The 26,103-nt window shown below is 43.1% G+C and carries 26 protein-coding genes and 1 pseudogene; 14 read left to right on the top strand and 13 right to left on the bottom strand.

The features are described from left to right. On the bottom strand, positions 1 to 1,217 hold a 1,217-nt coding region (locus tag PLA23_RS00715), incomplete at its 3' end, for a sodium:solute symporter family protein (RefSeq protein WP_324473586.1). Positions 1,218 to 1,450: 233 nt separating this feature from the next. Between PLA23_RS00715 and PLA23_RS00710 the strand changes: the two genes are divergently transcribed. After that, a complete protein-coding gene (locus PLA23_RS00710) occupies positions 1,451 to 2,122 on the top strand; it encodes a tetratricopeptide repeat protein (protein ID WP_324329637.1) in 672 nt (223 codons plus the stop codon). On the opposite strand, the gene PLA23_RS00705 is transcribed toward PLA23_RS00710, so the two are convergent. Then, positions 2,010 to 3,359: a DNA-methyltransferase gene (locus PLA23_RS00705; protein ID WP_324473584.1), complete on the bottom strand. Its 1,350-nt coding sequence runs from the start codon at positions 3,357 to 3,359 to the stop codon at positions 2,010 to 2,012. The genes PLA23_RS00710 and PLA23_RS00705 overlap by 113 nt on opposite strands. A gap of 113 nt (positions 3,360 to 3,472) precedes the next feature. Here PLA23_RS00705 and PLA23_RS00700 point away from each other — a divergent pair, with 113 nt between their 5' ends. The 10 genes and pseudogenes from PLA23_RS00700 to PLA23_RS00655 all read left to right on the top strand — a co-directional run bounded on the left by PLA23_RS00700 (position 3,473) and on the right by PLA23_RS00655 (position 13,182). Beyond that, positions 3,473 to 6,019, top strand: coding sequence for a sensor histidine kinase (locus PLA23_RS00700; RefSeq protein WP_324473582.1), 2,547 nt, complete (start codon positions 3,473 to 3,475; stop codon positions 6,017 to 6,019). Between the two features lies 1 nt (position 6,020). Then, positions 6,021 to 6,434, top strand: coding sequence for a response regulator (locus PLA23_RS00695; protein ID WP_324330390.1), 414 nt, complete (start codon positions 6,021 to 6,023; stop codon positions 6,432 to 6,434). Beyond that, positions 6,431 to 6,979, top strand: coding sequence for a CheB methylesterase domain-containing protein (locus PLA23_RS00690; RefSeq protein WP_324330392.1), 549 nt, complete (start codon positions 6,431 to 6,433; stop codon positions 6,977 to 6,979). Before PLA23_RS00695 ends, PLA23_RS00690 begins: the two co-directional genes overlap by 4 nt. Before the next feature lie 84 nt (positions 6,980 to 7,063). Further along, positions 7,064 to 7,435 carry a hypothetical protein gene (locus tag PLA23_RS00685; protein ID WP_324330394.1) on the top strand — a complete coding sequence of 124 codons (372 nt, stop codon included), beginning with the start codon at positions 7,064 to 7,066 and terminating at the stop codon, positions 7,433 to 7,435. Positions 7,436 to 7,495: 60 nt separating this feature from the next. Next, a complete protein-coding gene (ppk1, locus tag PLA23_RS00680) occupies positions 7,496 to 9,658 on the top strand; it encodes a polyphosphate kinase 1 (RefSeq protein WP_324473580.1) in 2,163 nt (720 codons plus the stop codon). A 24-nt stretch (positions 9,659 to 9,682) separates the two neighbouring features. Continuing rightward, positions 9,683 to 10,174: a crossover junction endodeoxyribonuclease RuvC gene (ruvC, locus tag PLA23_RS00675; protein ID WP_324330398.1), complete on the top strand. Its 492-nt coding sequence runs from the start codon at positions 9,683 to 9,685 to the stop codon at positions 10,172 to 10,174. A 1-nt stretch (position 10,175) separates the two neighbouring features. Beyond that, positions 10,176 to 10,763 carry a Holliday junction branch migration protein RuvA gene (gene ruvA / locus PLA23_RS00670; RefSeq protein WP_324330400.1) on the top strand — a complete coding sequence of 196 codons (588 nt, stop codon included), beginning with the start codon at positions 10,176 to 10,178 and terminating at the stop codon, positions 10,761 to 10,763. 9 nt (positions 10,764 to 10,772) lie between these two features. Further along, positions 10,773 to 11,570, top strand: a complete 798-nt coding sequence (gene ruvB / locus PLA23_RS00665) for a Holliday junction branch migration DNA helicase RuvB (protein WP_324473578.1) — start codon at positions 10,773 to 10,775, stop codon at positions 11,568 to 11,570. After that, positions 11,483 to 11,686: pseudogene (locus PLA23_RS13745) on the top strand (Holliday junction DNA helicase RuvB C-terminal domain-containing protein); the annotation flags it as partial. The gene ruvB and the pseudogene PLA23_RS13745, both read left to right, overlap by 88 nt. 143 nt (positions 11,687 to 11,829) lie before the next feature. Then, positions 11,830 to 13,182, top strand: a complete 1,353-nt coding sequence (locus PLA23_RS00655; protein ID WP_324330403.1) for a CAP domain-containing protein — start codon at positions 11,830 to 11,832, stop codon at positions 13,180 to 13,182. On the opposite strand, the gene PLA23_RS00650 is transcribed toward PLA23_RS00655, so the two are convergent. The 3 genes from PLA23_RS00650 to PLA23_RS00640 form a co-directional block, all read right to left on the bottom strand. Continuing rightward, positions 13,179 to 14,606, bottom strand: coding sequence for a hypothetical protein (locus PLA23_RS00650; protein WP_324473576.1), 1,428 nt, complete (start codon positions 14,604 to 14,606; stop codon positions 13,179 to 13,181). The genes PLA23_RS00655 and PLA23_RS00650 overlap by 4 nt on opposite strands. 122 nt (positions 14,607 to 14,728) lie before the next feature. Next, positions 14,729 to 15,622, bottom strand: coding sequence for a DUF2156 domain-containing protein (locus PLA23_RS00645; protein WP_324473575.1), 894 nt, complete (start codon positions 15,620 to 15,622; stop codon positions 14,729 to 14,731). Continuing rightward, complete coding sequence (locus tag PLA23_RS00640; RefSeq protein ID WP_324328011.1) at positions 15,609 to 16,043, bottom strand: GNAT family N-acetyltransferase; 435 nt, start codon at positions 16,041 to 16,043, stop codon at positions 15,609 to 15,611. The genes PLA23_RS00645 and PLA23_RS00640 overlap by 14 nt, the downstream gene beginning before the upstream one ends. Positions 16,044 to 16,180: 137 nt before the next feature. Between PLA23_RS00640 and PLA23_RS00635 the strand changes: the two genes are divergently transcribed. Continuing rightward, a complete protein-coding gene (locus PLA23_RS00635; protein WP_324328013.1) occupies positions 16,181 to 17,176 on the top strand; it encodes a PhoU domain-containing protein in 996 nt (331 codons plus the stop codon). Position 17,177: 1 nt separating this feature from the next. Here PLA23_RS00635 and PLA23_RS00630 read toward each other — a convergent pair whose 3' ends face one another. The 6 genes from PLA23_RS00630 to PLA23_RS00605 all read right to left on the bottom strand — a co-directional run bounded on the left by PLA23_RS00630 (position 17,178) and on the right by PLA23_RS00605 (position 22,480). Then, positions 17,178 to 17,744 carry a chemotaxis protein CheW gene (locus PLA23_RS00630; protein WP_324328014.1) on the bottom strand — a complete coding sequence of 189 codons (567 nt, stop codon included), beginning with the start codon at positions 17,742 to 17,744 and terminating at the stop codon, positions 17,178 to 17,180. A gap of 50 nt (positions 17,745 to 17,794) precedes the next feature. Next, complete coding sequence (locus PLA23_RS00625; protein ID WP_324473573.1) at positions 17,795 to 19,348, bottom strand: CARDB domain-containing protein; 1,554 nt, start codon at positions 19,346 to 19,348, stop codon at positions 17,795 to 17,797. A 163-nt stretch (positions 19,349 to 19,511) separates the two neighbouring features. Continuing rightward, a complete protein-coding gene (locus PLA23_RS00620; RefSeq protein WP_324473571.1) occupies positions 19,512 to 20,030 on the bottom strand; it encodes a tetratricopeptide repeat protein in 519 nt (172 codons plus the stop codon). 74 nt (positions 20,031 to 20,104) lie between these two features. Continuing rightward, positions 20,105 to 20,818: a DUF169 domain-containing protein gene (locus tag PLA23_RS00615; RefSeq protein WP_324328019.1), complete on the bottom strand. Its 714-nt coding sequence runs from the start codon at positions 20,816 to 20,818 to the stop codon at positions 20,105 to 20,107. Between the two features lie 57 nt (positions 20,819 to 20,875). Continuing rightward, a complete protein-coding gene (locus PLA23_RS00610) occupies positions 20,876 to 21,685 on the bottom strand; it encodes an NAD(+)/NADH kinase (RefSeq protein WP_324328021.1) in 810 nt (269 codons plus the stop codon). Between the two features lie 18 nt (positions 21,686 to 21,703). Next, the gene (locus tag PLA23_RS00605; protein ID WP_324328023.1) at positions 21,704 to 22,480 is read right to left on the bottom strand and encodes a bifunctional fructose-bisphosphatase/inositol-phosphate phosphatase; all 777 of its coding nucleotides are present in this window, start codon (positions 22,478 to 22,480) and stop codon (positions 21,704 to 21,706) included. Positions 22,481 to 22,563: 83 nt separating this feature from the next. Between PLA23_RS00605 and PLA23_RS00600 the strand changes: the two genes are divergently transcribed. After that, positions 22,564 to 22,947 carry a translation initiation factor IF-5A gene (locus tag PLA23_RS00600; RefSeq protein ID WP_324328025.1) on the top strand — a complete coding sequence of 128 codons (384 nt, stop codon included), beginning with the start codon at positions 22,564 to 22,566 and terminating at the stop codon, positions 22,945 to 22,947. 6 nt (positions 22,948 to 22,953) lie between these two features. Here PLA23_RS00600 and PLA23_RS00595 read toward each other — a convergent pair whose 3' ends face one another. After that, complete coding sequence (locus tag PLA23_RS00595; RefSeq protein WP_324473570.1) at positions 22,954 to 24,333, bottom strand: hypothetical protein; 1,380 nt, start codon at positions 24,331 to 24,333, stop codon at positions 22,954 to 22,956. A gap of 7 nt (positions 24,334 to 24,340) precedes the next feature. Continuing rightward, entirely contained in the window at positions 24,341 to 24,994 is a 654-nt protein-coding gene (locus PLA23_RS00590; protein WP_324328029.1) for a hypothetical protein, read from the bottom strand. 162 nt (positions 24,995 to 25,156) lie between these two features. Here PLA23_RS00590 and PLA23_RS00585 point away from each other — a divergent pair, with 162 nt between their 5' ends. Next, a complete protein-coding gene (locus tag PLA23_RS00585; RefSeq protein ID WP_324328031.1) occupies positions 25,157 to 26,038 on the top strand; it encodes an Mrp/NBP35 family ATP-binding protein in 882 nt (293 codons plus the stop codon). Positions 26,039 to 26,103 lie beyond the last annotated feature (65 nt).

Genomic DNA, 26,103 nt, shown 5'->3' with positions numbered 1-26,103 from the left:
ATCCAGATCAAAAATGCAAGCATTTCAGGTGGATTTAAAGCGATTATCATCGTTACAAGAGCTGATAAGACGACAACCACCTTGCTGATAATAAGAACCTGTTTGTCAGGTGCATCGGGTCGGATGATTTTCTTGTAAATATCCCATGAAAACATGGCGCCGATGGTAAGCATAAGACGATCAGTGGTTGACATGACTGCTGCAAGAACAATCACGGCAAAGATGGACCATAAAGCGATATGGGGTATCGCATTTTGTATGCCATACAGTATGACAAAATCCTGCGCATTGGGAACATCAGGGAGAGTAAATACTCCTTCCTGGACCAGCACAATACCTGCAAACCCTGCAAATTTGAGCAGAAACATCACAGCCCCGTAGATAAGGAATCCAAGAAGAGGAGCCCATCGTAAGAGCCGTGCATCTTTGACTGCAAGAATATTATTGATGACATGAGGGGCACAGGCAAGTCCGACGATCAGAAGCACTCCAAAAGAGACAAGGTATGCCGGGGTAAAAACCATTCCCTGCGACATCCATGGCTGCACAAGATCCGGATTAATTGATGCCATAAACTCGTTTATATGAGTAAACCCGCCTGCATAAAAGATGATGATGGGAGCCATGATGACAACTCCAAGTATCAGGATCAATGACTGAACAAGAGCTGCCCAGGCAACGGCATACAGACCGCCAATGGTTGTGTAAATAGTCACGACAAGGGTTGCAAGAATCAATGCGAGCCAGAGTGGGATCTCAAAAAGCCACATGAGTACTATGGCGATAGCAGTATACTGACCGACCAGATAGATGAGGGATACAATAATCCCTGCAACTGCAGAGAGTGTCCGAAGAGCTGTCGGGCTTTCATACCGGTGAGCCAGATAATCCTGAACGGTTATGTACCCGGTTGTGCGGGTAATGGTATGCAATTTTACACCAAAGAATATAATACAAAAAGCAATTGATAGCGGGACAAATATCTGCTCCCAGATGGTCGGCCATCCGAATTTAAATCCAAGTCCAGAAACACCAAGCAGTGACATCCCGGAACAGACCGTTCCGATCATGAGCAGAACAAAAACCCAGAACCCGAGTGATCTGCCAGCAACCAGATAATCCTCGGTATTTTTAATTTTTTTCGAAGCCCATGCTCCGATACCTATCATAGCAAGACAATAAAACGCAACAATGAGAATCGTTGAAACATCCACCATTATGCCTCACCTCGGTAATAAAGCCCCCAGAGAAGAAGAAGAATGGCAAAGAATACAAACGCTCCTCCTACAATTACAATAGTTTCTGTTGGTAACCCGAACATATCCATGCATCATTGTGCCATGCTAACATATAACAGGCTCGAACTGAGTCTTCTTTCTTATTCATCAATGGAAGTTTTTGAGTCATGAAACCAGATAATTCCATACGGTATGACGGACGAGTATGTATAATGAAAAAAATAATTTTGAAAGCGCAGGTATTTTTCTTCTTAATCTGGATTGCATGTATAACCCTGCTTATCGCTCCGGCATATGGAGGGCTTGAAGGGCCGGTTGTTGATGCGATATCCTATTATAATAAGGCGGTAGATGCAGCGGCGAATCAATCATACGACGAGGCATTAGCCCTTATTAACAGATCTCTGGAGATTCAGCCGGATTTTTACCTCGCTCTTATCACAAAGGCAGGTATTCTTCAGCAAAAAGGAAACTATGATGAGGCAGAAAGCCTCCTTGATCAGGCAGAAAAAACACATCCGGATAATGCCTATGTCCTGACCGCACAGGCATCTCTCTTTATTGAGATCGGCCGGTATCAGGAAGCACTCAAGGCTGCTGATGCGGCAGTAAATAAAGATCCGACGCTGGTTGAAGCATGGGTTCTGAAAGGAACCGCTCATGGCGGGCTTGGTGAATTTGAAGAAGAGAAAAATGCCTCTGAGCAGGCCCTTGCACGTGATCCCAATAATCCTCAGGCATTATCCAATTATCAGTTTGCTACCGGCTCTCTCATGACGAAATCCCGGAAAACCGGTCAAGACTATCCTGAAACCCCTCTTTCAATACCAACTGTTTTGGCGGGCGGCCTCTTCGCCGTGGTGCTTCGGAGGATATGGGAGTAGATTTCTTCTCTCTCTTCTTTGTTATTTCCGGCACTTTTCCGGGTAATGAATTTTGATTCTTTTTGAGTCTTTCCCGGGCCCGTTCACAGTATTCAGAAGAGATATCAAGACCCAGATACCGACGGTTTGTTCGTGCAGCAACTGCTGTGGTCGTTCCAGCGCCGTTAAACGGATCCAGGATAATATGCCCTTGAAAACTGAACAATTTCAGACATCGTTCAACGAGGTCCTCTGGAAACATAGCAGGATGATTAAATTCCTTCATCCTTCGTTCCGGTCCGATAGACCATTTTGCAACCACCCAGGATTTGAACTCCTCATCTGAAATATCAATATCATCAGAATTTCCCCTCTTCTTTAGGGATCCTTTACAAAAAATTTCGATAAATTCCCAGGTATATTTTAGATACGGACTGCTCGGACTTTTCCAGCTTCCCCATGAAGTATATTTACAATTATAATTGTTCTTCTCCCAGAGAATTTCACCTTTCCAGATCATCTTCTGATTCATGAAGAATGATGAGATAAGATGATGAAGCGGAATATAATCAGAGAAGAGAGGCTGGACATTCACAATAAACCTCCCCCCGTATTTTAATACTCTGATTCCCTGGGCAAAAACCCGGTATAATTTGTCAAGGTACGCCTCCCAGTGAGTGCTATCACCAGAAGATGAGTATTCCAAACCAAAATTATATGGTGGTGAGGTAATTATCAGATCAATACAGTTATTAGGGAGACGGGACAGGATCTCTTCGCTGTCACCACAGATGATCTGATTGATGTATTCATCAGGAAGAGCATGATCCACACGGGAGAAGGTATTTCCTTCTGCATAAAAAAAGGAACCCCTTTCGGACTCTTTTTCTTTTCTGCCGGTCACCTTTCGTTCATCGGCATATCCGGCATAGATCCTCTTTTTATATCGTATGCCGTAACTTCCAATTGCATATATTTTTTCCATCAGGATGGCAAACGGATTCTCCAGATTCTTGTCATAGAGTGGTGTCAGCTTTACCCGGTTAATTGATTCATACATTATCTTCTGATATTGGGCCGGGTCAAGCCTTATTAAGTGGGCAGTCAGGGTTTGATTGGAAAAACTGAGTGTTATCTCATCGTCAGAGAATTTTTTATTCAGGGTATCCATGACAGAGATCTCTTCCAGCAGGAGATCCCTTGATAAAGGAACCTGAACCAGAACAGTTTTTCGTTTTGTAGAGACAGGATCAGACATGAGAATGTGGGATAATTGTATGTTCCGTAACCATATACCTGTACCGATTATCTCCGGAAGCATCTGAATATGTATAAATATTCTCTTTCCAATTATTAACCAGGTGAAACAGATTGGATATTGATTTGAATGCCTGCCCTGATGTTCAGTCTGTTCCAGTTCTGACCTCTCTGCTCCAGAATATGCCCGGCCCGGCTGCTGTGATTGATCTGCAGGGAAATCTCCTCATTACAAATCAGAAATTTCAGGAGATCTCTGGATTTTCATATGAACCGGATAAAAAGCCCTGCAATATACTCATCACAGGCAGTCAATTTGAATCTATTGCTGATGATATTACGCATATACGAGAGGGCCTCAGCTCATCTGTATACCGAAATATGTTCTTTTCCTCATCCGATGGGCTGATACGCTGCTATCGGATGGCAATGATTTCATTCCTGAATGAAGACAATAAAATCAATATCTTTATTACCGGATGTGACATCACAGCCGAGTATTTCCTGAGTGTTGAACAGAACCGAATCAATACTTTGTATGATCTCATTCGTGAGATTATCGGATCACACCTTCTGGATCAGTATCCTGAAGAGCAGATCCAGCATATAATGAGCAGGGTAGGGGCGGTGATGAAAGTCCGGTTTTCATCATACATTGAGATTAATGAAATTTCTCCACCGTACAATATTATCGAGCGCTTTCTCTGGTCTGATCGATATGGATATCTTATCGGGACAGATATGGATGACCTCATTCATGATCCCGCATTTTACACTGTCATCGCTGACCTCAAGATGCATCACCCGGTTCTTATCAGAAAAAACCAGACCTATGGGTTTATCAGGAAACTGATTGAGGAACGTGCGTGTGGTTCCCTGGTGATGGTACCAATAATCAGGGATGCATATCTGACCGGTATTCTGATTCTGTGGGATGAATCAGAAACTCGGAGATGGATGCAGGTAGAACTGACGACACTCGTGATACTCGCAGGCATTATTGAGACCAAATTATCAAGACGACAGATAGAAGGAATACTTGCGAGGAGTGAACAAAAATTTCAAAATCTTATTGATCAGATAGGAGACATGTATTTTATGACTGATAAATCGGGATTTCTTATAAGGGTAAGTTCCTCACTGGTAAAAAACCTTGGATATCAGTCAGACGAATCATTAATTGGAACTTCACTAGAAAAAATAGTGCACCCTCCTGAATTCTGGCCAGTCTTTTTATCTGACATCATCAGTGGAGAAGGGGTCAAGGATTATGACATTCAGCTGATCACCCGGGATCAAAAGATTATTTATTCATCAATCAGTTGCCGGCTTGTCTATGATGATGACGGCATTCTTCAGGGAATTGAAGGTGTCATCCGGGATATTACCCGAAGAAAACAATACGGGGATATGCTCTCTGATATTGAATGGAAACTAGAACAGGCACAAAAGATTGCCAGAATGGGCGTCTGGTCATATGATAATCATCTCCATCATTTCAGAGTATCACCTGAAGTCTTCTCCCTGCTTGGGACACCTCCTGATCAGAATTTTGTCGTTATTGATGATTTTATATCACGCACCTACCCAAAGGATCAGGATAAATTCCTTAATTATTTTCAAATCGCGGTTTCAGAGGGGAAAGAATTTGACTTTGAGTTCAGAATCAGCTTTAAAGAAAACAAATTCAAGTACCTTCGGATAATGGGAAAACCATTAATCAAAAATGGTATCATTCAGGGCTCCTTTGGCATACTCCAGGATATTACCGAACGAAAGGATGTAGAAAACCATCTGATGAAGTATGCATCAGAGCTGGAACAAAAGACCATAGAACTTGATGCCTTGCGTACTCAGCTACTGGATATGAACCGCGATCTTGATAATCGGGTTCGAAAGAGAACCCAACAGGTTGAGGAATTATTACGACAAAAGGATGAATTTATCCAGATCATAGGTCATGATTTGAAAACCCCGCTCACGCCGCTTGTTGCAATATTACCCTATATCCGAAAAAAGATCACTGATCCGGAATTAGGCGAACTGTTAGATAACTCTATCGAAGATGTTGCGACGATCAGAAAACTGGTGACGACAATCCTTGATCTTGCTCAGATGAACAGTCTCTATATGGTCTCTGATCTTCAGGAGATTCAAGTACGGGATATGATTAATCAGATCATCCGTGATAATGCATATCTTATCCATCAGAAAAGCCTGCATGTTATAAATACTATTCCTGACGAGTATTCCCTGTTCATGTCGCCGATGCATTTTGAAACAGTTCTTGGCAATCTTATTGGGAATGCAATAAAATATTCATATATTAATGGCAATGTTACGATACACGCAACTGATCAGAAAGACTCGATACTCATATCCATACAGGATGAGGGAATTGGCATAGAACCAGAACACATTTCCAGGATATTTGATGAATTTTACCGTGCGGATAACTCCCGTCATGACCGGGGATCCCATGGCCTTGGTCTTACCATCGTCAAAAGGGTTGTTGAAATGTACCATGGATCTATTTCGGTTGTCAGTGAGGGACTTGGAAAAGGTTCTATATTTTACCTTACCTTGAAAAAAAATCCGGAGATCTATCTGAAGAAAAGGATCGGGTTCATCGAGTCAGTAAGGCAGCGGCAGGGGAAATGAAATGTCAGATACTACCGGAAATGTAATGATAGTTGATGATGATGCACATGTCCGTATAGCCGTTCGAACGATATTATCTGATGCAGGATTTACTGTTATTGCAGCAGAGAGCGGGAGTCAGTGTATTGATCTCGTACAACAGGGATTCTCAGGGGTTATTCTCCTTGATATCATGATGCCAGGAATGGACGGATGGGATACCATACGCGCAATTCTTGATAATCACCTTGAACATGGTATTGCAATTGTTATGCTGACAGCAAAGAATGCACCTGATACAAAGATGATCGGCCTTCAGGAATATGTTGTCGATTATATCACAAAACCTTTTGACAATGAGGACTTAATCGAAAAGACTTCATTTATTATGAGGTATCTTCAGGACCAGACCTCTCCGGGACGATCTTTAGAATGAAAATCATCATAATTGGATCATCCACCGGAGGCCCATACATTCTGGAATCAATATTTAATAATTTTCCAGTCATCAATGCAGTAATTATTATTGTGCAGCACCTCCCCCCGGCGTTTACACAGACCTTTAAAGGCCATATCGAAGCTATGACCAGGATGCCAGTATCTATCGCGGGTGAAGGGGAGGTGATCACATCCCCGCACATCTATATTGCACCGTCCGGCCGGCATCTCCTGATAAAAAATAACCGCACATTTCACCTGAATGACGATGAAAGACTTCATGGAGTCCGACCGGCCGTGGATCGAACCATGTTATCAATGCAAAACCGATCTGATGATTCCATAATGGGTATTATATTAACAGGAATGGGGCGGGATGGTGCAGATGGGATATATCATTTGCATAAACTGGGTGCTGTGACAATAGCACAGGATCCTGCAACAGCGCCGATTAAGAGTATGCCACAGTCTGCTATTGAGACCGGTGAAATTGACTTTATCCTCACTCCAGAAAAGATACGGGATGCTCTTATCAAATTATAAATACATGATTATCATACCACAAACAATTCATAAAAACGGGACAGATATTATAAATTACAGGGATTCTGAGGAAGAGCAATTATCATGACGCACAAACGATATCTGATTTTATGTCTATCGATGATACTTCTTATCTCATATCCGGTCCTTGCGGATGACAACAGCACGGTTAACCTGACAAATCAGACAATGGATAATAGTACCGCTCTGAAAAATGGAATTGAATACCCGGATGAGGGGCTGATGGCAACAGAGGGGCTTGATTATGGAATTTCAGCGCAGGGGTATGCAGATGCCGGCCGGATCAGTACCGGTTTTTCAGGATCATCTATTGAAGCACGTGGAAATAACCAGTCTCCATCAGGAGTTATGTCATTCTCTGATAAATCATCAGTGAGCGGATTTATAAAAAACTTTATGAAATCATTCCATTATGAGAGTGGGACAGATCTTTGATCTCTTTAGTAATCCGTCAATTACTTAACCTTTTTCCTCATCATTATTCTGGAATAGAAAATGGACGACGAACAGGAGAGTTCACTTAAGACAGTCTCAGGAAAACAACACTTAAACAACCCAAATTTATATTTTAACCGGGAACTCTCTTGGATTCAGTTCAATCGACATGTTCTGGATGAGGCAAAAGACCATTCCCACCCACTCCTGGAACGAGTGAAATTTCTTTCGATATTTGCAAATAACCTGGATGAATTCTTTATGATCCGGGTTTCCGGCCTTCATCAGCAGCTTTTGGAAGGAGTTGTCAAGGCATCCCCTGACGGGCTCTCTCCTGGTGAACAACTGGATGCAATTTATCATACGCTTGTTCCTTTGTTGGAGGAGGCAGTCAGAACATGGAATGATGATATTATTCCCGCGCTCAAAGAAGAAGGCATTATCATTCATACCTATGAAACACTAAGCGAGGAGCAGAAATATTACATTAGAAATTATTTTATCAAAGAAATATTTCCCGTCCTTACCCCTCTTGCATTTGACAAATCGCATCCATTTCCATTCATCTCAAATCTTGCTCTGAATCTTGCTGTCATACTCCGTGACCGTGGACATCCGGAGGAACTCTTTGCACGAATCAAGGTCCCGAACAAATTATTTCCCCGCCTCATTCCTGTTCAGCCTACAGGGGAGGGATCCAATGGCCGGGGAAGATATGAATTTATCTTCCTTGAGGAAGTTATTGCAGAAAATCTGGATCTGCTCTTTCCAGGTATGGATGTACGGGCTGCATATCCCTTTCGGGTGACCCGGGATGCAGATATTGAGATCGAGGAGGATGAGGCAGATGATCTGCTTGTGGCCGTTCAGGAATCAATCGGACGCCGCTGGGTAGGAAAGCCAGTCAGGATTGAAGTCTCTTCATGGATGGATCAATCGGTCTGCTCTATGATGGCCGAAAAGATGGCCGGGTTTCCTCATATGTTCTACCGAATGTCAGGCCCTGTCGGGATGGCAGATCTGATATGTCTGATGGACGTAAATCGGCCTGATCTCAAGGATCCCCCGTTTATTCCATCAGTCCCAAAAAAAATTGAGAATGAAAAAAATCTCTTTGGAGTTATCAAAGCCAGAGATTTTATTCTCTTCCATCCGTATGAAAGTTTTCAGCCAGTTATTCAGCTGGTTCAGCAGGCAGCCCATGATCCTGATGTACTCGCCATTAAGATGACCCTATACCGGTCCGGAGCGAAATCACCAGTCATTCAGGCGCTTCTTGATGCCAGGGAAAATGGAAAAGCGGTCTCTGTTGTTGTCGAACTAAAGGCCAGGTTTGATGAGGAGAACAATATCGGGTGGGCAAAAGCACTGGAACATGCCGGCGTTCATGTCGTATATGGCATTATGGGTTTGAAGGTCCATGCCAAGCTCTGCCTGATCGTCCGAAGAGAACGGGAGGGAATAGTCCGGTATGTCCATATGAGCTCAGGAAATTACAATGCAACGACAGCACGAATATATACAGATATCGGACTCTTTACCGCAGATCCCGAGATTGCATCAGACGTCTCCAACCTCTTTAATGCCCTGACCGGGTATTCCAATTACATGGCGTATAATCATCTGATGGTCTCTCCAAAATACATCAGACGAGGGGTATTATCCCTCATTGAGCGCGAGATCCAACGGCAGAAAGAACATCAGGATGGCCATATCATACTCAAATTGAATGCTCTTCAGGATGCAGAGATGATACAGGCTCTTTACCGCGCCTCACAGGCAGGAGTCCGGGTGGATCTTCAGATCAGGGGGATCTGCTGTTTGCGTCCGGGTATACCGGGTGTATCAGAACATATCACGGTATCTACTATTGTCGGGAGATTCCTGGAACATTCACGGATATATTACTTCCATAATGGCGGGGATGAGATTGTCCTGATGGGAAGTGCTGATCTTATGCCACGAAATCTGAACCGGCGAATAGAGGTACTGTTCCCCATCCTTGATTCTGGAATACGAAAAGAGATCATATCTACTATCCTACCTGTACACCTGAAAGATAATGTAAAAAGGAGGATTCTTACCTCTGACGGTTCCTACATCAGGGCACCCTTCGAGGGTGATATCCTCAATGCACAGGAGTGGCTTATTGCTCACCGGGGTATCTGGAATGAGCACCTCTCTGAAGGCTCCGGTCCGGTCCAAAAAAATATTGATATCTAGACATGATATCACGAGGTACGTGATGTGAACACTGAAAACGAGACCATCCTTGGAATTGATCCAGGATTTGCCAGATGTGGCTATGGAGTTATTGGAAAAAAACAGCATATGCCGGTTGCATATATATGGGGATGTATTGAGACTACCCCAAAGACCGGGGATACATCACAGCGACTTCTTGCGATATTTGAATCAATCGAGAATCTAATAATCACCTACCGGCCGATAGGACTTGCATGTGAAAAACTCTTCTTCTCCCGCAACACCACAACCGCAATGCAAGTGAGTGAGGCAAAAGGAGTTATCATCCTTGCAGCGGCAAAATATAATATTCCTGTCTTTGAATATACCCCAAAACAGGTCAAACTGGCGGTTACCGGATCAGGAATGGCCGACAAACAACAGATACAAATGATGATTACACGATTACTTCGTCTTTCGGATATTCCAAAGCCTGATGATGCCGCAGACGGGCTTGCACTTGCTTTATGCCATCTGAACTGGATGAGAACCTGATATGATAGCACGAATCCGTGGGCAGGTAATTCAGTATGGAGACGGGTGGGTGATCGTAGAAACCGGTGGGATTGGGTATAAAATCCGTGTTCCTGATTCGGTTCTTTCATCCATACAGAAAGAGGCAGAGATTATAGTATATACCGAACTCATTGTCAGACAGGACCTTTTGCAACTCTATGGTTTTTTTGACCCGGATGAAGCAGAAATGTTCCGCCTTCTTATCTCCGTCTCTCATATCGGGCCACAGACCGGTCTTGCAATTATCAGCAGACTCTCTCTTTCCGAGATATGCGATGCAATTATGTTCAAAAAGCCGGATGTGTTGTCCCAGGTTCAGGGTTTGGGGAAGAAAGGGGCAGAACGAATAATTCTTGAACTTCAAAAAAAGGTATCAGACCTTAAAACACAGTACCGGGAGCCGTATGAATCCTCATCACCAGTACAGGATACCATATTGGCACTCATTTCTTTAGGATACAGTCGTGAAGAAGCAATGGTGGCTATTGAGAAGACAAAAGCAGCAAAAGGACCAGTCTCATCATCAGATCTCATCAAAGAGGCGCTGCTATTCCTTCGGAAAAAGTGAAATTATTCCATGCAGACCAGGTTTATTACTCCGGCAAAACACGATGATGACCAGGATGAGCCGTCAGTCAGACCTGGGTCGCTTGCTGACTTTATCGGACAGAACTCCATTAAGGATGCTCTGACGGTTGCAATAACATCTGCCAGAAAGCGGAAAAAACCACTTGATCATATTCTTTTCTCAGGCCCCCCCGGTCTTGGGAAGACAACACTGGCACATATTATCGCTGAGGAGATGGGGTCACATATCGAGACGACAAGCGGGCCGGTTCTTGACAGACCCGGTGATCTTGCAGCCCTCCTGACCCCATTAAAAGACCGTGATATACTATTTATTGATGAGATTCATCGCCTTTCCCCGGTCATAGAAGAGATACTCTATCCAGCTATGGAGGATTATACCATCGATCTCCTCATCGGTGAAGGGCCCTCAGCACGAACAATCCGGCTCCCTCTTGAACGGTTCACCCTCATCGGTGCTACGACCCGACTTGGTCTGCTCGGTTCTCCGTTCAGGGATCGGTTCGGTATTATTCTCCGGCTTGATCTGTATGAGCCTACAGAACTCATGACCATTATTACCCGGTCTGCACACATCCTTGGAATCCCCATCACACCGGAAGGTGCTGAGGAGATAGCACACCGTTCCAGGGGTACCCCGCGGATTGCAAACCGACTTCTCAAGCGGGCATATGATTATGCAATTGTCAGGGGCACCGGATCTATTATAAGGAGATTGCAGATACGGCACTCTCCGCCCTCGGAGTTGATAAAAAAGGACTTGATATTCTGGACAGGAGAATCTTAAGAGTCATTGCACATGACTTTAATGGCGGGCCGGTCGGACTAAAGACAATCTCAATATCAGTTGGTGAAGAACCGCGAACCATTGAGGATGTGTATGAGCCGTTTCTGATCCGAATAGGATTTTTAAAGCGGACATCTCAGGGCAGAATGATCACACGGTCGGCACAGGAACATCTGGTGACCGGCAACACCCGGGATCTCAGCTCGTTCATCTGACGCATTCCTGCAAGCTTGTATGAGATCATGATCAATAGATCTGCATGATCCCGTTGAAAGGTTTAGTTTTTTTCATCCTGCTTTTCATCTCACTTATCTTCACCCAGACAGTATATGCACAGGAGACCCCGTCAGAAGAGAATATATCACCACTACAGGCTGTCCTGACTCCTGACCTTTCACTCTCTGATCTGGTACTCCCGCCGATTGTTCACGGGAATGAAAAGATAGCCGGTTCGGTGATTGTGACCAATCGGGGTCCTGTACCAGCCACACATATTGTAATGGATGTTCTGCTCATGCAGGAGAATCCGGATGGCCGGATCTCAATCTGGATTGGCAGCAAAAGTACTGATGGAATGGCACCTGGGACCAGGGGGAAAATCCCTTTTTCATTTGACATCCCATCCGGGATTCAGGATGGTGAGTATAATCTGCTCATCACAATTCAAGGGTATGAACGAGAACTGTTTCCGTCAGATAATTTCATTATCGCATCTCATCCGGTAACAATTCAAAAAAATATCCCTTGGAAAGGAGGGAATCCAAATCTTCAGATAGTCGTTGATAAAGTCAGTAAAAATAGTACATCACCAGGCACTCCCCTGACAATAACCTACACCATCCTCAACACGAATAATGAGTCAGCAGGGGCATATAAAACACTCTTTCTTCTTCTTCCTGACAGAACAAATGAATATGCTGGATATCATCTGCGAGAGAAACAGTCCTTTTCCGTATCAGGAAAGATGTATGAGCACATGATCTCTGAAGACCTGGTACCTGATACCATCCCTGTCGGCACGTATTTCCTGGCTGCAATTGTTGATTATACCGGAATGATTCAGGAGACGAATGAGGCCGATAATTTATTCATATACCCTGAACCTATTCAGATAACCTATCCGGAAAATCTTTTTTCAGATTCATATGGTGATCAGATAACCGGCTATCTTTATCTCAAGACAAACAAGTACCGGGAACACCTTGGTCTTGTACCTCTGGTCTTTGATAACGGACTCAGTACCCTTGCACTGGATCATACAAAAGACATGATCCGCCGGAAATATTTTTCCCATTATACTCCTGAAGGAATTGATCCAACCGGCCGGGCGGAGATCAATGGATACGAGGTGACCAGGAGGCTGGATGATGGAACGATCCGGGCTGGGATTGCAGAAAATATCATCAGGATAGCAGCAGGCCATACGATTGGAAAGGCATATACCGGATTTGTTGATCCGACAACGCCTGAAGAGGTTGCCAATATTATGATGATAGAATGGATAAACAGCCCTGAACATAATAAAAATCTGATCAACCCCACCATAGAAAAGATTGGTATTGGAACACGATTTGATGGGGAGTATTTTTATGCTACCCAGGACTTCTTTTAATTTTTCCTTGTCCGGGTCTGATTCATTGCGTTAAATATTGTGACAATATCCGCATAATCTGCACGACCATTGTTATTGAAATCTATTCGGAGAGATATATTACTCTCACCAATCCAGCGGAAATTTTGGAAGAGGAGGACAAGGTCATTCATATCCAGATGACCATTTCCGTTCAGATCTTCAAACCGGCCATCATTATCGGTATCTTTCATCCTTTTTATTAGAGATTCATTAAACCCGACTGGTATCATGATATTTGCATTATATGCAAGGTTCAACTCCTTTGATGTATCAGGATCACTAATTCGGGTACTACTCGTTATTTGTGCGGATGAAACACCGGCTATTCCGGTCTGAGCAGATGCCTGTTTATAGGGGGATGCTTCCTCAGAAGATGATAACTCTCCGGCGAATACACACACCGGACGGTCAGAATTTTCATCTGATGCCTTCATCCTGGTGGCAACAGCCTGTTCAAAGGCCTGTATGGAACTATCGCCATCTGATGCGTATGATACAATCCGATCAGCTTCGATAGAGCCTGCTCCTGATACCTGCCGGGAAATGTTCGCCTTTCCTCCATTTGTCATGACATCCTGAGTGTACACAAAGCTTTCCGCATACGCCTCGCCAGAACTGGTATCACTCCGGTTACATTTCTGTTCCATGATCGTCTTATCATGTATAAAAGCAGTACCAGAAGTCAGCATAGTCATGTCCATCCGATCTTCCCCATGATACAGCCGGCTTAACGTATCAATTAATCCTGAAATCAATGTCCGGTCATAAAGCGTAACCGATCCAGTACTTGAGGCACTTGTTCCATGAAATGCTGTTAGAACGGTTCCGGTCAGTCCCGGGCTGGAACTAGTATTGGCCGGTGAACCAATATTCAGAGCATAATCGAGCGTTCCTCCAGTACTCCTGCTCGTCGTCGAAAGGAGCAGATTGTGGGCATTTACTATTGAAAAGGATGCAGATTGCTCCCCGGATGCAGCTTTTGAAATATCATATGGCTCTCCAAAACAGAAAGAGGTCGCGGAGGTATTGGTATAGACATCGGTTGACGTCAGTACATATTCATCTCCGATAAGATGACCACCGGATGTGCCAGATGAATACCCGATAACTTTTTGTGTTTCAAATCCCTGATGCGTTTGTGTTCCTTCGGTCATCCCTATCTGTTTTGTCAGGGAGAGCGAACCACCATTTGTCATGGTAAGGTCTTTATAAACTCCGGATACATTTGAGCCATTCCCGTCAGCATGGGAATACGTCCCGAAAAAACTATCTCTGACAGGTCCGGTTGTTTCGATAATGGTACCAATGGAGTAATCTGCGACAGTAATAAGATTACAGAACCCTGACGACAGTATTACATATACAAGTATCAGGATACGAAGACCATCCGGTACCAGATCCATATATCGTAGATGTAGTATTGATGTAAGAAGTATAAAATCCGTTGTATAATTAACAGATGATGGAGAAAAGATTTACGAAGAAATAAACCTTTCTTTGCAAGAAAAAATTAATAACCGATTAGTCAGGAATTTTCAAGATAGTAGAGTTTTACATAATGATCCGGATGGTAACGCTCTTTTGCTTCGCGAAGACCAGGAATCCCCATATCACTCTCACGATTAATATACTCATACCGATCCTTCAGATGTAATGCGGTCTGCATATTGATCTCTTTGTATATCCCTTCGCAATCAGGAAGTGCCTTCTCATAATGTACGACTGCCGTATGTGGATTTAATTCCTCAAATATTGCAATCCCGCCTATCTCTCCTCTGGGATTGACCGTAATGCCAGAGAAACCCAACTCAGAAAAGTTAGCGATTGCTTCCCTGATGGCTTCTTTTTCATGTTTCAGAATTGTATACTTATCACACTCCCGCTGCTGGCACCATTTTATGAGAAATTCTAAAACTTCATCCATATTTGATTCAGTTATCATCTCTACCGTTGACGGGCAGTTTCTACGAAATTTGTTTAGCTGTTTCCGGATAGAAAGAAATTCCTGCCCAGGAAGAGTTGAAAGGATGTCAGTTTTGTACACGTAGTCAAAGAAATTCCGATCCTGCTTTAATATCAGATCAGGATAGTGCTCCCGCATCCAGGTGAACTGCCATGGCTCAAGGACCAAAAGGGGGGCTTCTTCGTGTAAATCCTGTGCCAGTTTTATTGTCGCATGAAAGACATCCGGATTGATCGGGCCAATAGGAAAACGGTATGAACGATAATTTTCCGTATCGCCTTTGATAATCAGACAACCATCCTGTTCACAGATACTGTAATGACCATACGAGCGCCAGCAAAAGAGTGTTCCAAATGAATTCTCAGAGTGCTGAATCGGATAATCCTTATAAATCCTGTCAAAAATTCTTTTATCATCAATCTCTATCGGATGAAAATCATCATCATGTAATCTCATTTGCACGCCCTTTCCGGTACAAAAGAAATATCTTATTGTTATCAGCAATAAAGGCTGATTGTTCATAAAATGAAGACGTGTCAGGTTCTGCAACAAGCATGATACGGGACAGCCCGGCAGTACATGCAGTCTGAATCAAAAATTTCAATAGGTTTTGACCGATTCCCTGACCACGGTATCTTTTCAGGACGCACATATCCTGAATTATCGCCGTGCAGACGGTATCTGAAATAATCCTGCCGGTAGCGACGGTCTCGCCTGTTATCTCATGTACCCCGACACAAAACCGAAAACTAGCACGGATGAACGCGGGCATCTCATCAGGATCGTACTCATCAAGCCACCATCCAGCTTCTCTGTAGAGGGTAATTAGAGAGTCTGTATCCCAGGTATCTACAATGGTAAAGCGTATCAATTCCATGATGATTCAATCCTCCATTGACACATACAGATTCCATACGGGCATATAGAATCCCGGATATAAATACAGAGATGGAATATATATTATTGAGAGACTACACATAATCTGTAATACCTATGGAAATGCGCAGAGTTCAAATGACTGGTGGGTCATCCTATGTTATCACTCTTCCAAAAGACTGGGTTGAGTCTACCCATATCAAAAAGAACGATCCTCTGGGTGTAATCGTCCAACCTGACGGGACACTGTTAATCACCAGGAACACGACCGGAGATCAGGTTTCGCGCATAAAAAACCTTGAAGTTGAGACCTCGATTGATCCCGATCTCTTTTTACGATTGCTGATTGGGATATATATCGCCGGATATACTGCCATACAGATTACCACAAAGGATCGGATGACCGGCATCATCAGGATGAAACTTCGTGAATTTTCAAACATGGTCATTGGGCCGGAGTTTATTGAGGAGACCGATACCAGCGTTCTCATTAAGGATCTCTTAAATCCCCTCGAGATGCCTATACAAAATTCCCTGAAACGGATGTTTGTCATTGTAAAAAGTATGCATACCGACGCAATTGATGCATTTATTGCACAAGACCCGGGTATGATAACGGATGTAATAGACCGTGATAATGATGTTGACCGGTTATTCTGGCTTATTGCACGACAGACAAATATGATATTACATAATGTTCATCTCTCGCGAAAAATGAATATGAACATCTCTGAGATGCTTCCTCATTTTCAGGTAGCACGTATCATTGAACGTGTGGGGGATCATAGTGTCAGAATCGCCCTAAATGCAAAAAAGATCCTAAAAGCAGATATCCCTCATGAGATTCAGTCGCATATCAGGAAAGTCTCTGAGGGTGCATTAAATACCTTTGAAAAAAGTGTTGAGTCTTTTTTCACGCATGATCTCAAAAAGGCAAATAAAACCATTGAATATATGCATAATCTTGAGGATTCGTTTTCAAAGATAAATACCGAACTCCTCTCTCTCCCGGTCAATGTGGCAGTTCCAATCAGAAACATTACTGATAGTATACGACGATCTGGTGAATATTCTGCAGATATTGCTGAAAATGTGATTAATTATGAGATGATGTTTGAAAAGAAAACAATATAATTTATTTTATCTGATCCATATCACGAAGCAGTGTCTTGACATCGAGCCAGATAACCAGCTCAGTGCTCTCTTTATCTTTATCCTTTACTTTTTTCTTGATGATACCAAGAATATGCGATGAGTCGTCCCCGGATGTTGCGGTTTCATCAACCTGACTTGCATAATAGGTCGAGACGGTGAGAACATCATCCACCATAATGCCAATCTTTGAATGGGTGATCCGATCATCAAGGACGATGATCCGAGTCTCCTCTTCTGAAGTCGTATGCGTCGAGGTGATTCCAAGTTGTTGTTTGAGATCAATGATTGTGGTGATCTCACCTCGGAGATCGATGATTCCTTTTATATATGATGGGCTGTTTGGAAGCTTGGTAATTCGGGTATACTCAACAACTTCTTTCACATCAAAAAGATCTATGGCAAAATGCTCCTGCCCGAGAAGGAACTCCACGACCTGAAATGACTCCTCCGCACTCTCTTCATTCGCCTTTCCAGACGCCTTCTGTGTGAATATCCCATTTGAATCCTGAGAGAAGGATTGCGTGACACCCGCACTATTGCCAGCCATGAAATACTGATAGAACCTGTAAGTCAAAAAAAATATTGGAACTGAGTGGTCTAGGGACAACCACAGAACACGCAGGGGCCAATATAGAATGGTCCGCTGTTTATATTATTAGATTTATCAAGTTCAGGCATCTCATCCCCGCAATAGGGCATATATGTACAGGGATCAATGACAGAGAACCAGTAATATGCACCATTAGTAAGATCTGCCGGTATGGTAACGGTAGTCGTTTGTGTCTTTTGTTCTCCCACACAGATGCTGTTAATTTCCCAAACACCCAGATATCTGGCAGTTGCAGGATCAAATGAGGCATACGGGGACAGATAGTAGGCAATCCTCACATCCTGAGCACATGCATTTCCGATGTTGGCGATCGTATCAGAAATTTCTACCTTCTCCCCCGGATTCCCACATGGGAACCTGGTCGTTACATGAGTAAGATCCGGGATCTTCGCTGTCGGATTATACTCAACACGAACCGGCCGGTTTCCTGTCCAGATATTATTTGCAGTATTTTTTTCAGGAGGATTTGATGTTACCGTGATTTTTTTGGTAAGATAGTAAATACCCGGCCGAATCCCTCCGGGAATTCCAACCGTTACCTGAGAAGTCCGGGTCTCTCCGCCTTTCAGATTATGGATGGTCCAGTAATCAAGATGTCTGGTATCTGATCCGGCATCATCAGAAGAGAGGAGATACTCAACCCTGACAATTCCGGCGGTTGCCCCCCCGATATTGGTAACCGAATCAGTCAGTTTGACGGATTCACCTATATACATGATATCGGGGTACTCAGTTTTTACTGTCATGACATCAGGATCGAGTGATGAGGAAACCGGTTGAACGACGGTTGTTGTGGGAATAGGAACAGAAGATGAAGAGACTGAAATGGGGGTATCTGATATCCAGTAAAGCGAGGAATCATCCAAAAGGAGCTCAACCGGCAAAAATGCCGTTATTAAATAATTAGTACCGGATCTGATCTCTCCTGGTAGCGGCAGGGTTGTTTCTATTGTCCGTTCAGTTTTCGGTTGAATGGTGAGATCCTCTGTCGATCCGATAAAAACGGGGTTATCAGAGATAAGACCTAAGCCAGAGAGATAATATGAGAGTTTCGTCTCAACAGGGAACTCATCATGAGAGTTTTTAATTATTGACCGAATCTTCAGGGCTTGTGTATCCTGCTCCATGACCTGATCATCGGTGTAACCGGTGAGATAATATGGCTCGTAGTTCATAATTTCGATCATACCTTCGGCTCCACTGAGGTATATACCGGTCTGATATGATGCAACCGGATCGGTATAGATGAACCGGCGTATCTGATAATTCCCAGGTTGAAGATCAGGAGGAACGGGAAAAGTGACATTTACTTTTTTCTGCCCACCTCTGACAAGATTTGGTACACTGACAGTTCCGAGCGTTCGCGTGTCCTGAACCCCGGTCGGATCTTCCAGAATATAATTAATAAAAAAGGGGCCTGATGGAGAAGTCCCGTCATTTCTGATGATATCTACCAGCCGCAGATAGGTTCCTGCCTGAACCGAATGAGGAATATTCATTGAAAGCCCGGTTATACGGGGAAGGATATTATCAGCAGTCACACTTCCTGATGAAAGGATGAACTGACCTTGAAAAACACTGCCAGGAGAAACGGTGATACAAAAACAAAACAGGCAGATTGAGAATAATATAAGACCAAAAGAGAAAGACCCATAATTCATAGTACTGGATATCTCCTCTCCGGAAAAAATCTTTTGGGATAATTTATGGATCCCCGCTATACCGGGTGAGTATCCCTAATACAGTAATGAGGGCAAGGAATGCGGACAATGGAGACATGGGTGTTTCTTCTTTTGGCGCACTCTTCATAAGCAGTTCCTTGTCTATCCGGTATTTGACGACATCGGGATCAATGGCAATTGCCATATCATATGCACGGCCGGCTTCTTCATATCTGCCGAGAAGACCATATGCAGTTCCAATATTATCATAGGCCATCGAAGAGTTTGGAACAAGAAATATCGTCTCATTCCATGCCATGATCGCCTTTTCATACTCTTTCATCCCGGCATATGCAAGACCGATATTATACCATGCATTTGCAGATAGAGATGAATCTGCCTGTTTGGCTTTCATCCAGAATTCTATTGCCTTATCCAGTGATCCCTGTGCATAATGTTCATTCCCAATCTCAAACAAGTCTTCTCCGGAATATACTGGCGCCCCAGATGCAGCCAGTACCAGCATGGGGATAAAAATTATGATTGGATATTGTTTCAGCATCCTGATACTCGTACCTATCTGTATTCTGCTATTGTTAAGATTCTTCTCCCTATGGGAGAGGAAGAAAAAAATGATTATGAAGATCCTGCAGCACCAGTCACGATCTTCAGGGAAGAGACAATCTCCTGAACCATCTCAACAGGAATGCCGGTAACCATTTCTCCATCTTCAATTCCGGAAAATTTCCGCGACCCGTCACAGCCAAGAGAGTAATTCGGGGTGCCGGAGAGGTATACCTGCGCACAGGCATCTGAACATACTGACTGAATTCCGGAGAAATTGGAGGTGATTCGCCCGCCCAGCCGGTAGAGATTACTTTGTGCAAGCTTGAGCATGGCCTTTGGTTTTGCGATAATGAGCACAAGTGTCGGATCAAAAGGCGTCTTTTCGAGCGGGGCATAGAGTGTTGCATAGGTTGTCAGTGATTCTACGTGAGGAACACGGTCGATGGTTCGTTTACATGCCGGCCATGACTCAAATTTTCCAAGTTTGTAATAAAATTCACCAGATTTCAGACTTGGAGTCAGTTCACGAAGACCAAGAGCCCAGGAACCCCCCATACAGGCATGATTTTCGACGGTTGCATAGAAGATCTTTCCTTCTTTCCTGGCCATTCCAATCATCTGGCAATGCCGGACATTTTCTGATATATGGGCCATTCCTTCAGGAATTTCGTCAGCCGTTTTACAGATTTTGAATGCTACCGGGGAACCGTCAAGATGTAGCGTCTCTTTCAGAATTTTCGATGCTTCTGCATAATCAAATCTGGTTCGTATCGTGTCCTGCATGATACTCAGTCCTCTCGTCCATATCATACAGAAGAAAAGTTAAACCTTTCTTTCCATCTACAAATGACGCAGCTTCCGGTTAATCTTTTCAAAAAAATTCTGACCTGCATCTACAAATAAAGCAGGAAATGCGCTTTTTGAGAGTTCAATTGTACAACTGGTCTTCAGGTGAATCTCAATCTGCCCGTCAATGACCAGTTTTGCAGGCTTAGGTGCTTCAAGGGTTACCGATACCGTTCGTGATGAATCAATCAAATGTGGCCGGTTGGAGAGCATGAAAGGTGCAAGTGGCACCATAAGAAAACCTTCAACCCGCGGGTCGATAATCGGACCTCCGGCACTCATGGCATAGGCAGTCGATCCGGTTGGAGTGCTCATAATCAGACCGTCAGCCCTGAACCGTTCAGCCACTTTTCCATTAATAGAGATGAGAAACTTTAGCATTTTCGCCGGCCGGTCGGTCACAATCAATGCTTCATTGAGTGCAGTTCCGATAACCATCCCATCCATCCTCAGTTCGATCCGCATCCGCGTTTCAACGTTCAAAGGTTCAGTAAGATGAGAGAGCAGGGAAGAGATATCATCCGGTTCAATGTCTGCCAGAAAACCCACTTCACCATAATTTATTCCTATCAGTGGGACCTGAACCGGCATCTGCTGCGTGGTTAGGAGAATAGTTCCGTCTCCTCCAATCACGATGATGAGGTGCGGTGGATGAGCCGGATCAAATAATAACGATTTTTTTTCAAAAAGATTGTCGGTATACCGTATGGCATGGTGCCCGTGCAGGAGTAACATCTGCTCAAGCTCACGGGAAAAAGCATCAATCCTTGGATCACCATACCTATTTACAATGAGGATGTTCATAGAAGTGGACAACTCAGTTTACCGCAGATATTCAATCACTTTTCTGTGAAGGTGGGCGTTCGTTCCAACCAGGCAGTTTCCAATACTGACCTCATCAGGAAGAGTCAGAGGATTTCCGTCACGGTCGCTGACGATGCCGCCCGCTTCTTCCAGGATTAAAATACCAGCAGCGGCATCAGTTGCGCGAAGAGTCCGTCTCAGATCAACAAATCCATCGATCTTACCTGCGCCTACATAGGAGAGTTCCAGGGCTGAAGCACCAAACTGTCTGAATCGTCTTATCTTTCGTATCAGATGTATCACCCGATCATACTGGAAATGTTTTCCATATACACTCATCGCACTGGCCTGAAGTTCTGATATGTCTGATACATGGATGGGATGACCGTTGAGATATGATCCTTTCCCTTTTTTTGCGGTGAAAATATCACCATTTGAAAGATTGCCGACAAACCCTTCAATTAACTGACCCTCCCTTACATATGCAAGAGAAAGGGCAAAAAACGGGATATTCATCAGGGCATTATATGTTCCGTCAATCGGATCCAGAAAAATAGTTCCTGATTCTCCACCAATCTCAACTTTTCCGGCCTCTTCGCTGATGAGAAGATGACACAGGTTTTCTTTTCTGATATGTTCCAATGCGATATCTTCCGCAATTTTATCAATATACTTCGTAGGTGTGCCATCTGCACCATTCCCGGTTATAATACCCGCTTTATCAGTTCCTATCAGGGGAGTAATGGCTTGTTGTATTGAAGTGAATATGACGTGACTTGTTTCAAAAAAATCCATATGTGTTACCCTGGGTTCAATGAGAACGGTGTATTTATGTAAGGGAGACACGTAAATATAACCAGCTTTTCCCAAGGTGTTTTATGAAAGAGCAGACTGAAGTTGGTAAGCTGAAAGAAGGTAAATATCTGTTAGTTGATGATGAACCGTGTAAGATCCTGTCCATATCTGTATCCAAACCTGGGAAACATGGTGCTGCCAAGGCTCGACTTGATGTCGTTGGTATTTTTGATGGTGTCAAACGGTCTATAGTACAGCCGGTATCAGCAAAGGTATACGCACCTATTGTCGAGAGGAGAAATGCACAGGTAATTTCTATTGCAGGTAATGTTGTGCAGATGATGGACCTAGAAAGTTTTGAAAATTTCGAGGTCACTGTTCCTGATGATGTTATTGATAAAATAGAAGCTGGAAAAGAGACGATGTATATCTATTCCATGGAAAAAAGAAAGATTGATTTCTTATAACTTTTTTTAATATCGTGGTAAAACCGGTTCTGGTAATTTCCACTTGTCTCCAAAATAAACTAGATAAAGATCAAGTGGCATCCATTTTTCATGATTATTTATGGTATAATAAATATCTCCTCTTAAATTTCCTATAGCAGTATTTGTGCTATAAACAGAATATTTTGTAATTTGTGGAACTACAGTTTTCGTAGTTAAAATTTTCTGTATTATTTGATCCCGGCTAGTTTTACTGGTATCTATTGTTTCTAAAATATTATTGATATAATCTGGTGAATTTACATCTGCATTATACCGCTGAATATAAAGAGATAATGTATCAGTTAACTGATTATTAGATGCTGATTGATTATTTTTTTCTGGCGTCTGGATTCCTTTACTTACTTTAACTTTAACATCATAGCTCTTTAAATAACTTGGAAATATATTTAATGAAAAATTTCCTCTTTCATAAAATTTTTCTGTCCATGGCCTTGGATCGACAATCTTTTTCACACGTTCTTCGAGAATTTTATCATCAATTTCCTGACCATTTAATTTGGAATTCTCCTTCATTTTCTCTTTAATAACTGCCTTATTCCAGAGATAAGGATCCAAGCCTCCATCGGGAGTAATCGTTCTTATTATTTTTGAATTATTATTTTCATGTTGAATAACATCTATACGGATAGACGGTGTTAATAATGACACTGATTCTACGAATTCTCCGGTGCCAGTATAATCTTCTTCGGACCATTCGCCACCTTTTATTATAACTTTTTCTTTTGTTTCTCCATCCTCTACAACTACTTTTCTTTCTTTATTAAATTGAAATAAAGGATAATCTCCTTTTTTTTCTGTTCCTTGAGCTTCCTGAAGTCCTGATTGATAATCAACAGTATATTCAATCTCCCAATAACCTGAAGTTTTTGGTATTTCAAAAATATTTGTAGATATTGGATACTTACCTGAAAATTCTGTAAATAATATCATTTCAGGCTTTTGAAGGAATGAATATGGTTGAAATTCTGAAACAGGACCAGATCGCGGAATAATTATTCCACCCTGATCTGTATATGAGTATCCAACCTGTACTGGATTACCATCCCATTGAGTAGGGATTGGTGCAACAGAAGTATTATTTTTTAATTCAGTTTTATTTTTAATACTTTCATTTACTATAATTTCTTGAATAGAATTATTCGTAACAGACGCGTTCGAAGAACCATTAATGGAAGAATTATTTATTAGAAGAATATCTGTTTCATTGTCCTTAGAAAAAATATTTGATATCTCATCAGGGACTAACTTAGCCTCCTTTCCGGTTACCAGAGGTTTAATGTACATTGCCATAATCAGGACAACGAGTATTGCCACGACAATGACAATGATATCCCGTTTCTCCATATTGCACTTAGGTATCGCGGATGTACTTTAAAGGTATCTGGATAGTAATCCGGTACTCTTTCAACTGATTTGCAACAATATTCAGATAATACTCTTTTCCACCTTCAAAGAAACGGTATTCACGCGGGTCCGGGATTTTTCCTTCCTTCCAGATGACTGTTCTAATAGTCTTCTCTCCTTCTTCAGATTTTTCTATTACATCCATTGAAAATGCTGCCTGTGCATCTGCCGGAGTCACGTTATAATGAAGTTCCCAGTAGGGTGTTGGTATTCTGAAAGGTGCCGTTGTTCCGGTGTATTTACCCACAATCTCTGCGTAATTTGTCATTTGTATAGCTGGCATGGGATTGTCAGGATTTGGTTGCCAGGTCATCGGGGTCATCTCCGGAGTAACCGGTATGGCTGGTGATACCGTCGAAACCGGCTTTGGGGAAGATGGTGTTGGTTCCTGCGCCTGCGCAGGAGTTGTCATACTGGTTACCGGCTGGGTTGTATATCCCTGTTCAGGAGTTGCATATGGTTCGATCATCGGCTCAGCAGGCGCAGGAGATTCAGGTAAAAAAATTACCGGCTGCCCGGTAATTATTGGCTTTACCACCACCGCCATAATTAATACTACAATAATTGCTGCTAAAATGACTATTACATCCCTTTTTTCCATCTGGCAGCCCTCTTCTGATAGAACATAGGTGACTGAAATATTTATAGCGTGAAGTCATGATTTTAGTTTCCGGTCATAATTCTTACATCACACTGTGAATTATCATATTATTTATCCCACCGTGAATCGAATAATATGGAATCACGCTATGAGGAAATAGAGATGTCAGATACAAAAAACCCGAGTCCGGAATCCTGTGATAATAACTGTGCATCCTGCCCTTCAGGCGCCACGTGTCAGTCAGCGGCCGGTAAATTGCCCCCAAAAGCAAATATTGATGTAAGACATGTCATACTCGTCCTGTCAGGAAAGGGTGGAGTTGGAAAATCCACTGTTGCTGTGAATCTGGCGTATGCCTTATCTAATCACGGAAACCAGGTAGGGCTTTTAGATCTTGACATTCATGGACCAAATATTCCAAAGATGCTGGGGATTGAAGATCACAAACTCCTTGCCGATCAGAATAAGATCGTCCCGGTACGGGTGACCGGATCATTACAGGTTGTGTCGATGGCCTTCCTGCTGCCTGAAAAACATGCGCCGGTTATCTGGCGGGGTGCTATGAAAGCAGGTGCAATTAAACAGTTCCTTGAGGATACCGCCTGGGGAAGGCTGGACTATCTGGTTGTTGATCTTCCGCCGGGAACCGGTGATGAGGCGCTGACGATTGCACAATTGGCACCCAATGTCCGTGGAGCAATTATTGTGACCACGCCACAGGAGGTGTCTACACTTGATTCAACAAAGGCCATTACGTTTGTTGAACAGCTTGGTCTGCATGTGATTGGAGTTATCGAAAATATGAGCGGGTTTGTGTGTCCCCACTGTGGTGAGTCTGTTGACCTGTTTGGAAAGGGGGGAGGAGAACGGATTGCTCAGGATCATAATGTACCTTTCCTGGGCAGCCTCCCACTTGATCCTGAGGTCAGAAAAGCAGGGGATGAGGGACGCCCCTTTATTATCAGACAGAAAGACTCTGCGACATGGAAAGCGGTCGACACCGTCATGGAACACCTGGTCAGTATTGTTGAAAAGCAGATATGAATTATCTACATATTCTGTGTGGAAGAGAAGAAAATCTTCCCATATATTCTGAAATTGTTACATGT

The sequence above is a fragment of the Methanospirillum sp. genome, assembly GCF_035406105.1.
Taxonomy (GTDB): Archaea; Halobacteriota; Methanomicrobia; order Methanomicrobiales; family Methanospirillaceae; genus Methanospirillum.
The sequence above is the reverse complement of the archived record's forward strand: the minus strand, read 5'-3'. Positions and strand labels throughout refer to the sequence as shown.

Excerpts from the sequence above, each read along its gene's own strand:
- ppk1 (WP_324473580.1), top strand. The coding sequence starts at position 7,496 with ATGGACGACGAACAGGAGAGTTCACTTAAGACAGTCTCAGGAAAACAA.
- PLA23_RS00695 (WP_324330390.1), top strand. The coding sequence starts at position 6,021 with ATGTCAGATACTACCGGAAATGTAATGATAGTTGATGATGATGCACAT.
- PLA23_RS00685 (WP_324330394.1), top strand. The coding sequence starts at position 7,064 with ATGACGCACAAACGATATCTGATTTTATGTCTATCGATGATACTTCTT.
- PLA23_RS00600 (WP_324328025.1), top strand. The coding sequence starts at position 22,564 with ATGAAAGAGCAGACTGAAGTTGGTAAGCTGAAAGAAGGTAAATATCTG.
- PLA23_RS00705 (WP_324473584.1), bottom strand. The coding sequence starts at position 3,359 with ATGTCTGATCCTGTCTCTACAAAACGAAAAACTGTTCTGGTTCAGGTT.
- PLA23_RS00595 (WP_324473570.1), bottom strand. The coding sequence starts at position 24,333 with ATGGAGAAACGGGATATCATTGTCATTGTCGTGGCAATACTCGTTGTC.
- PLA23_RS00620 (WP_324473571.1), bottom strand. The coding sequence starts at position 20,030 with ATGCTGAAACAATATCCAATCATAATTTTTATCCCCATGCTGGTACTG.
- PLA23_RS00690 (WP_324330392.1), top strand. The coding sequence starts at position 6,431 with ATGAAAATCATCATAATTGGATCATCCACCGGAGGCCCATACATTCTG.
- PLA23_RS00610 (WP_324328021.1), bottom strand. The coding sequence starts at position 21,685 with ATGAACATCCTCATTGTAAATAGGTATGGTGATCCAAGGATTGATGCT.
- PLA23_RS00645 (WP_324473575.1), bottom strand. The coding sequence starts at position 15,622 with ATGAGATTACATGATGATGATTTTCATCCGATAGAGATTGATGATAAA.
- PLA23_RS00635 (WP_324328013.1), top strand. The coding sequence starts at position 16,181 with ATGACTGGTGGGTCATCCTATGTTATCACTCTTCCAAAAGACTGGGTT.
- PLA23_RS00590 (WP_324328029.1), bottom strand. The coding sequence starts at position 24,994 with ATGGAAAAAAGGGATGTAATAGTCATTTTAGCAGCAATTATTGTAGTA.
- PLA23_RS00630 (WP_324328014.1), bottom strand. The coding sequence starts at position 17,744 with ATGGCTGGCAATAGTGCGGGTGTCACGCAATCCTTCTCTCAGGATTCA.
- ruvA (WP_324330400.1), top strand. The coding sequence starts at position 10,176 with ATGATAGCACGAATCCGTGGGCAGGTAATTCAGTATGGAGACGGGTGG.
- PLA23_RS00710 (WP_324329637.1), top strand. The coding sequence starts at position 1,451 with ATGAAAAAAATAATTTTGAAAGCGCAGGTATTTTTCTTCTTAATCTGG.
- PLA23_RS00615 (WP_324328019.1), bottom strand. The coding sequence starts at position 20,818 with ATGCAGGACACGATACGAACCAGATTTGATTATGCAGAAGCATCGAAA.
- PLA23_RS00650 (WP_324473576.1), bottom strand. The coding sequence starts at position 14,606 with ATGGATCTGGTACCGGATGGTCTTCGTATCCTGATACTTGTATATGTA.
- PLA23_RS00585 (WP_324328031.1), top strand. The coding sequence starts at position 25,157 with ATGTCAGATACAAAAAACCCGAGTCCGGAATCCTGTGATAATAACTGT.
- PLA23_RS00605 (WP_324328023.1), bottom strand. The coding sequence starts at position 22,480 with ATGGATTTTTTTGAAACAAGTCACGTCATATTCACTTCAATACAACAA.
- PLA23_RS00640 (WP_324328011.1), bottom strand. The coding sequence starts at position 16,043 with ATGGAATTGATACGCTTTACCATTGTAGATACCTGGGATACAGACTCT.
- ruvB (WP_324473578.1), top strand. The coding sequence starts at position 10,773 with ATGCAGACCAGGTTTATTACTCCGGCAAAACACGATGATGACCAGGAT.
- PLA23_RS00655 (WP_324330403.1), top strand. The coding sequence starts at position 11,830 with ATGATCCCGTTGAAAGGTTTAGTTTTTTTCATCCTGCTTTTCATCTCA.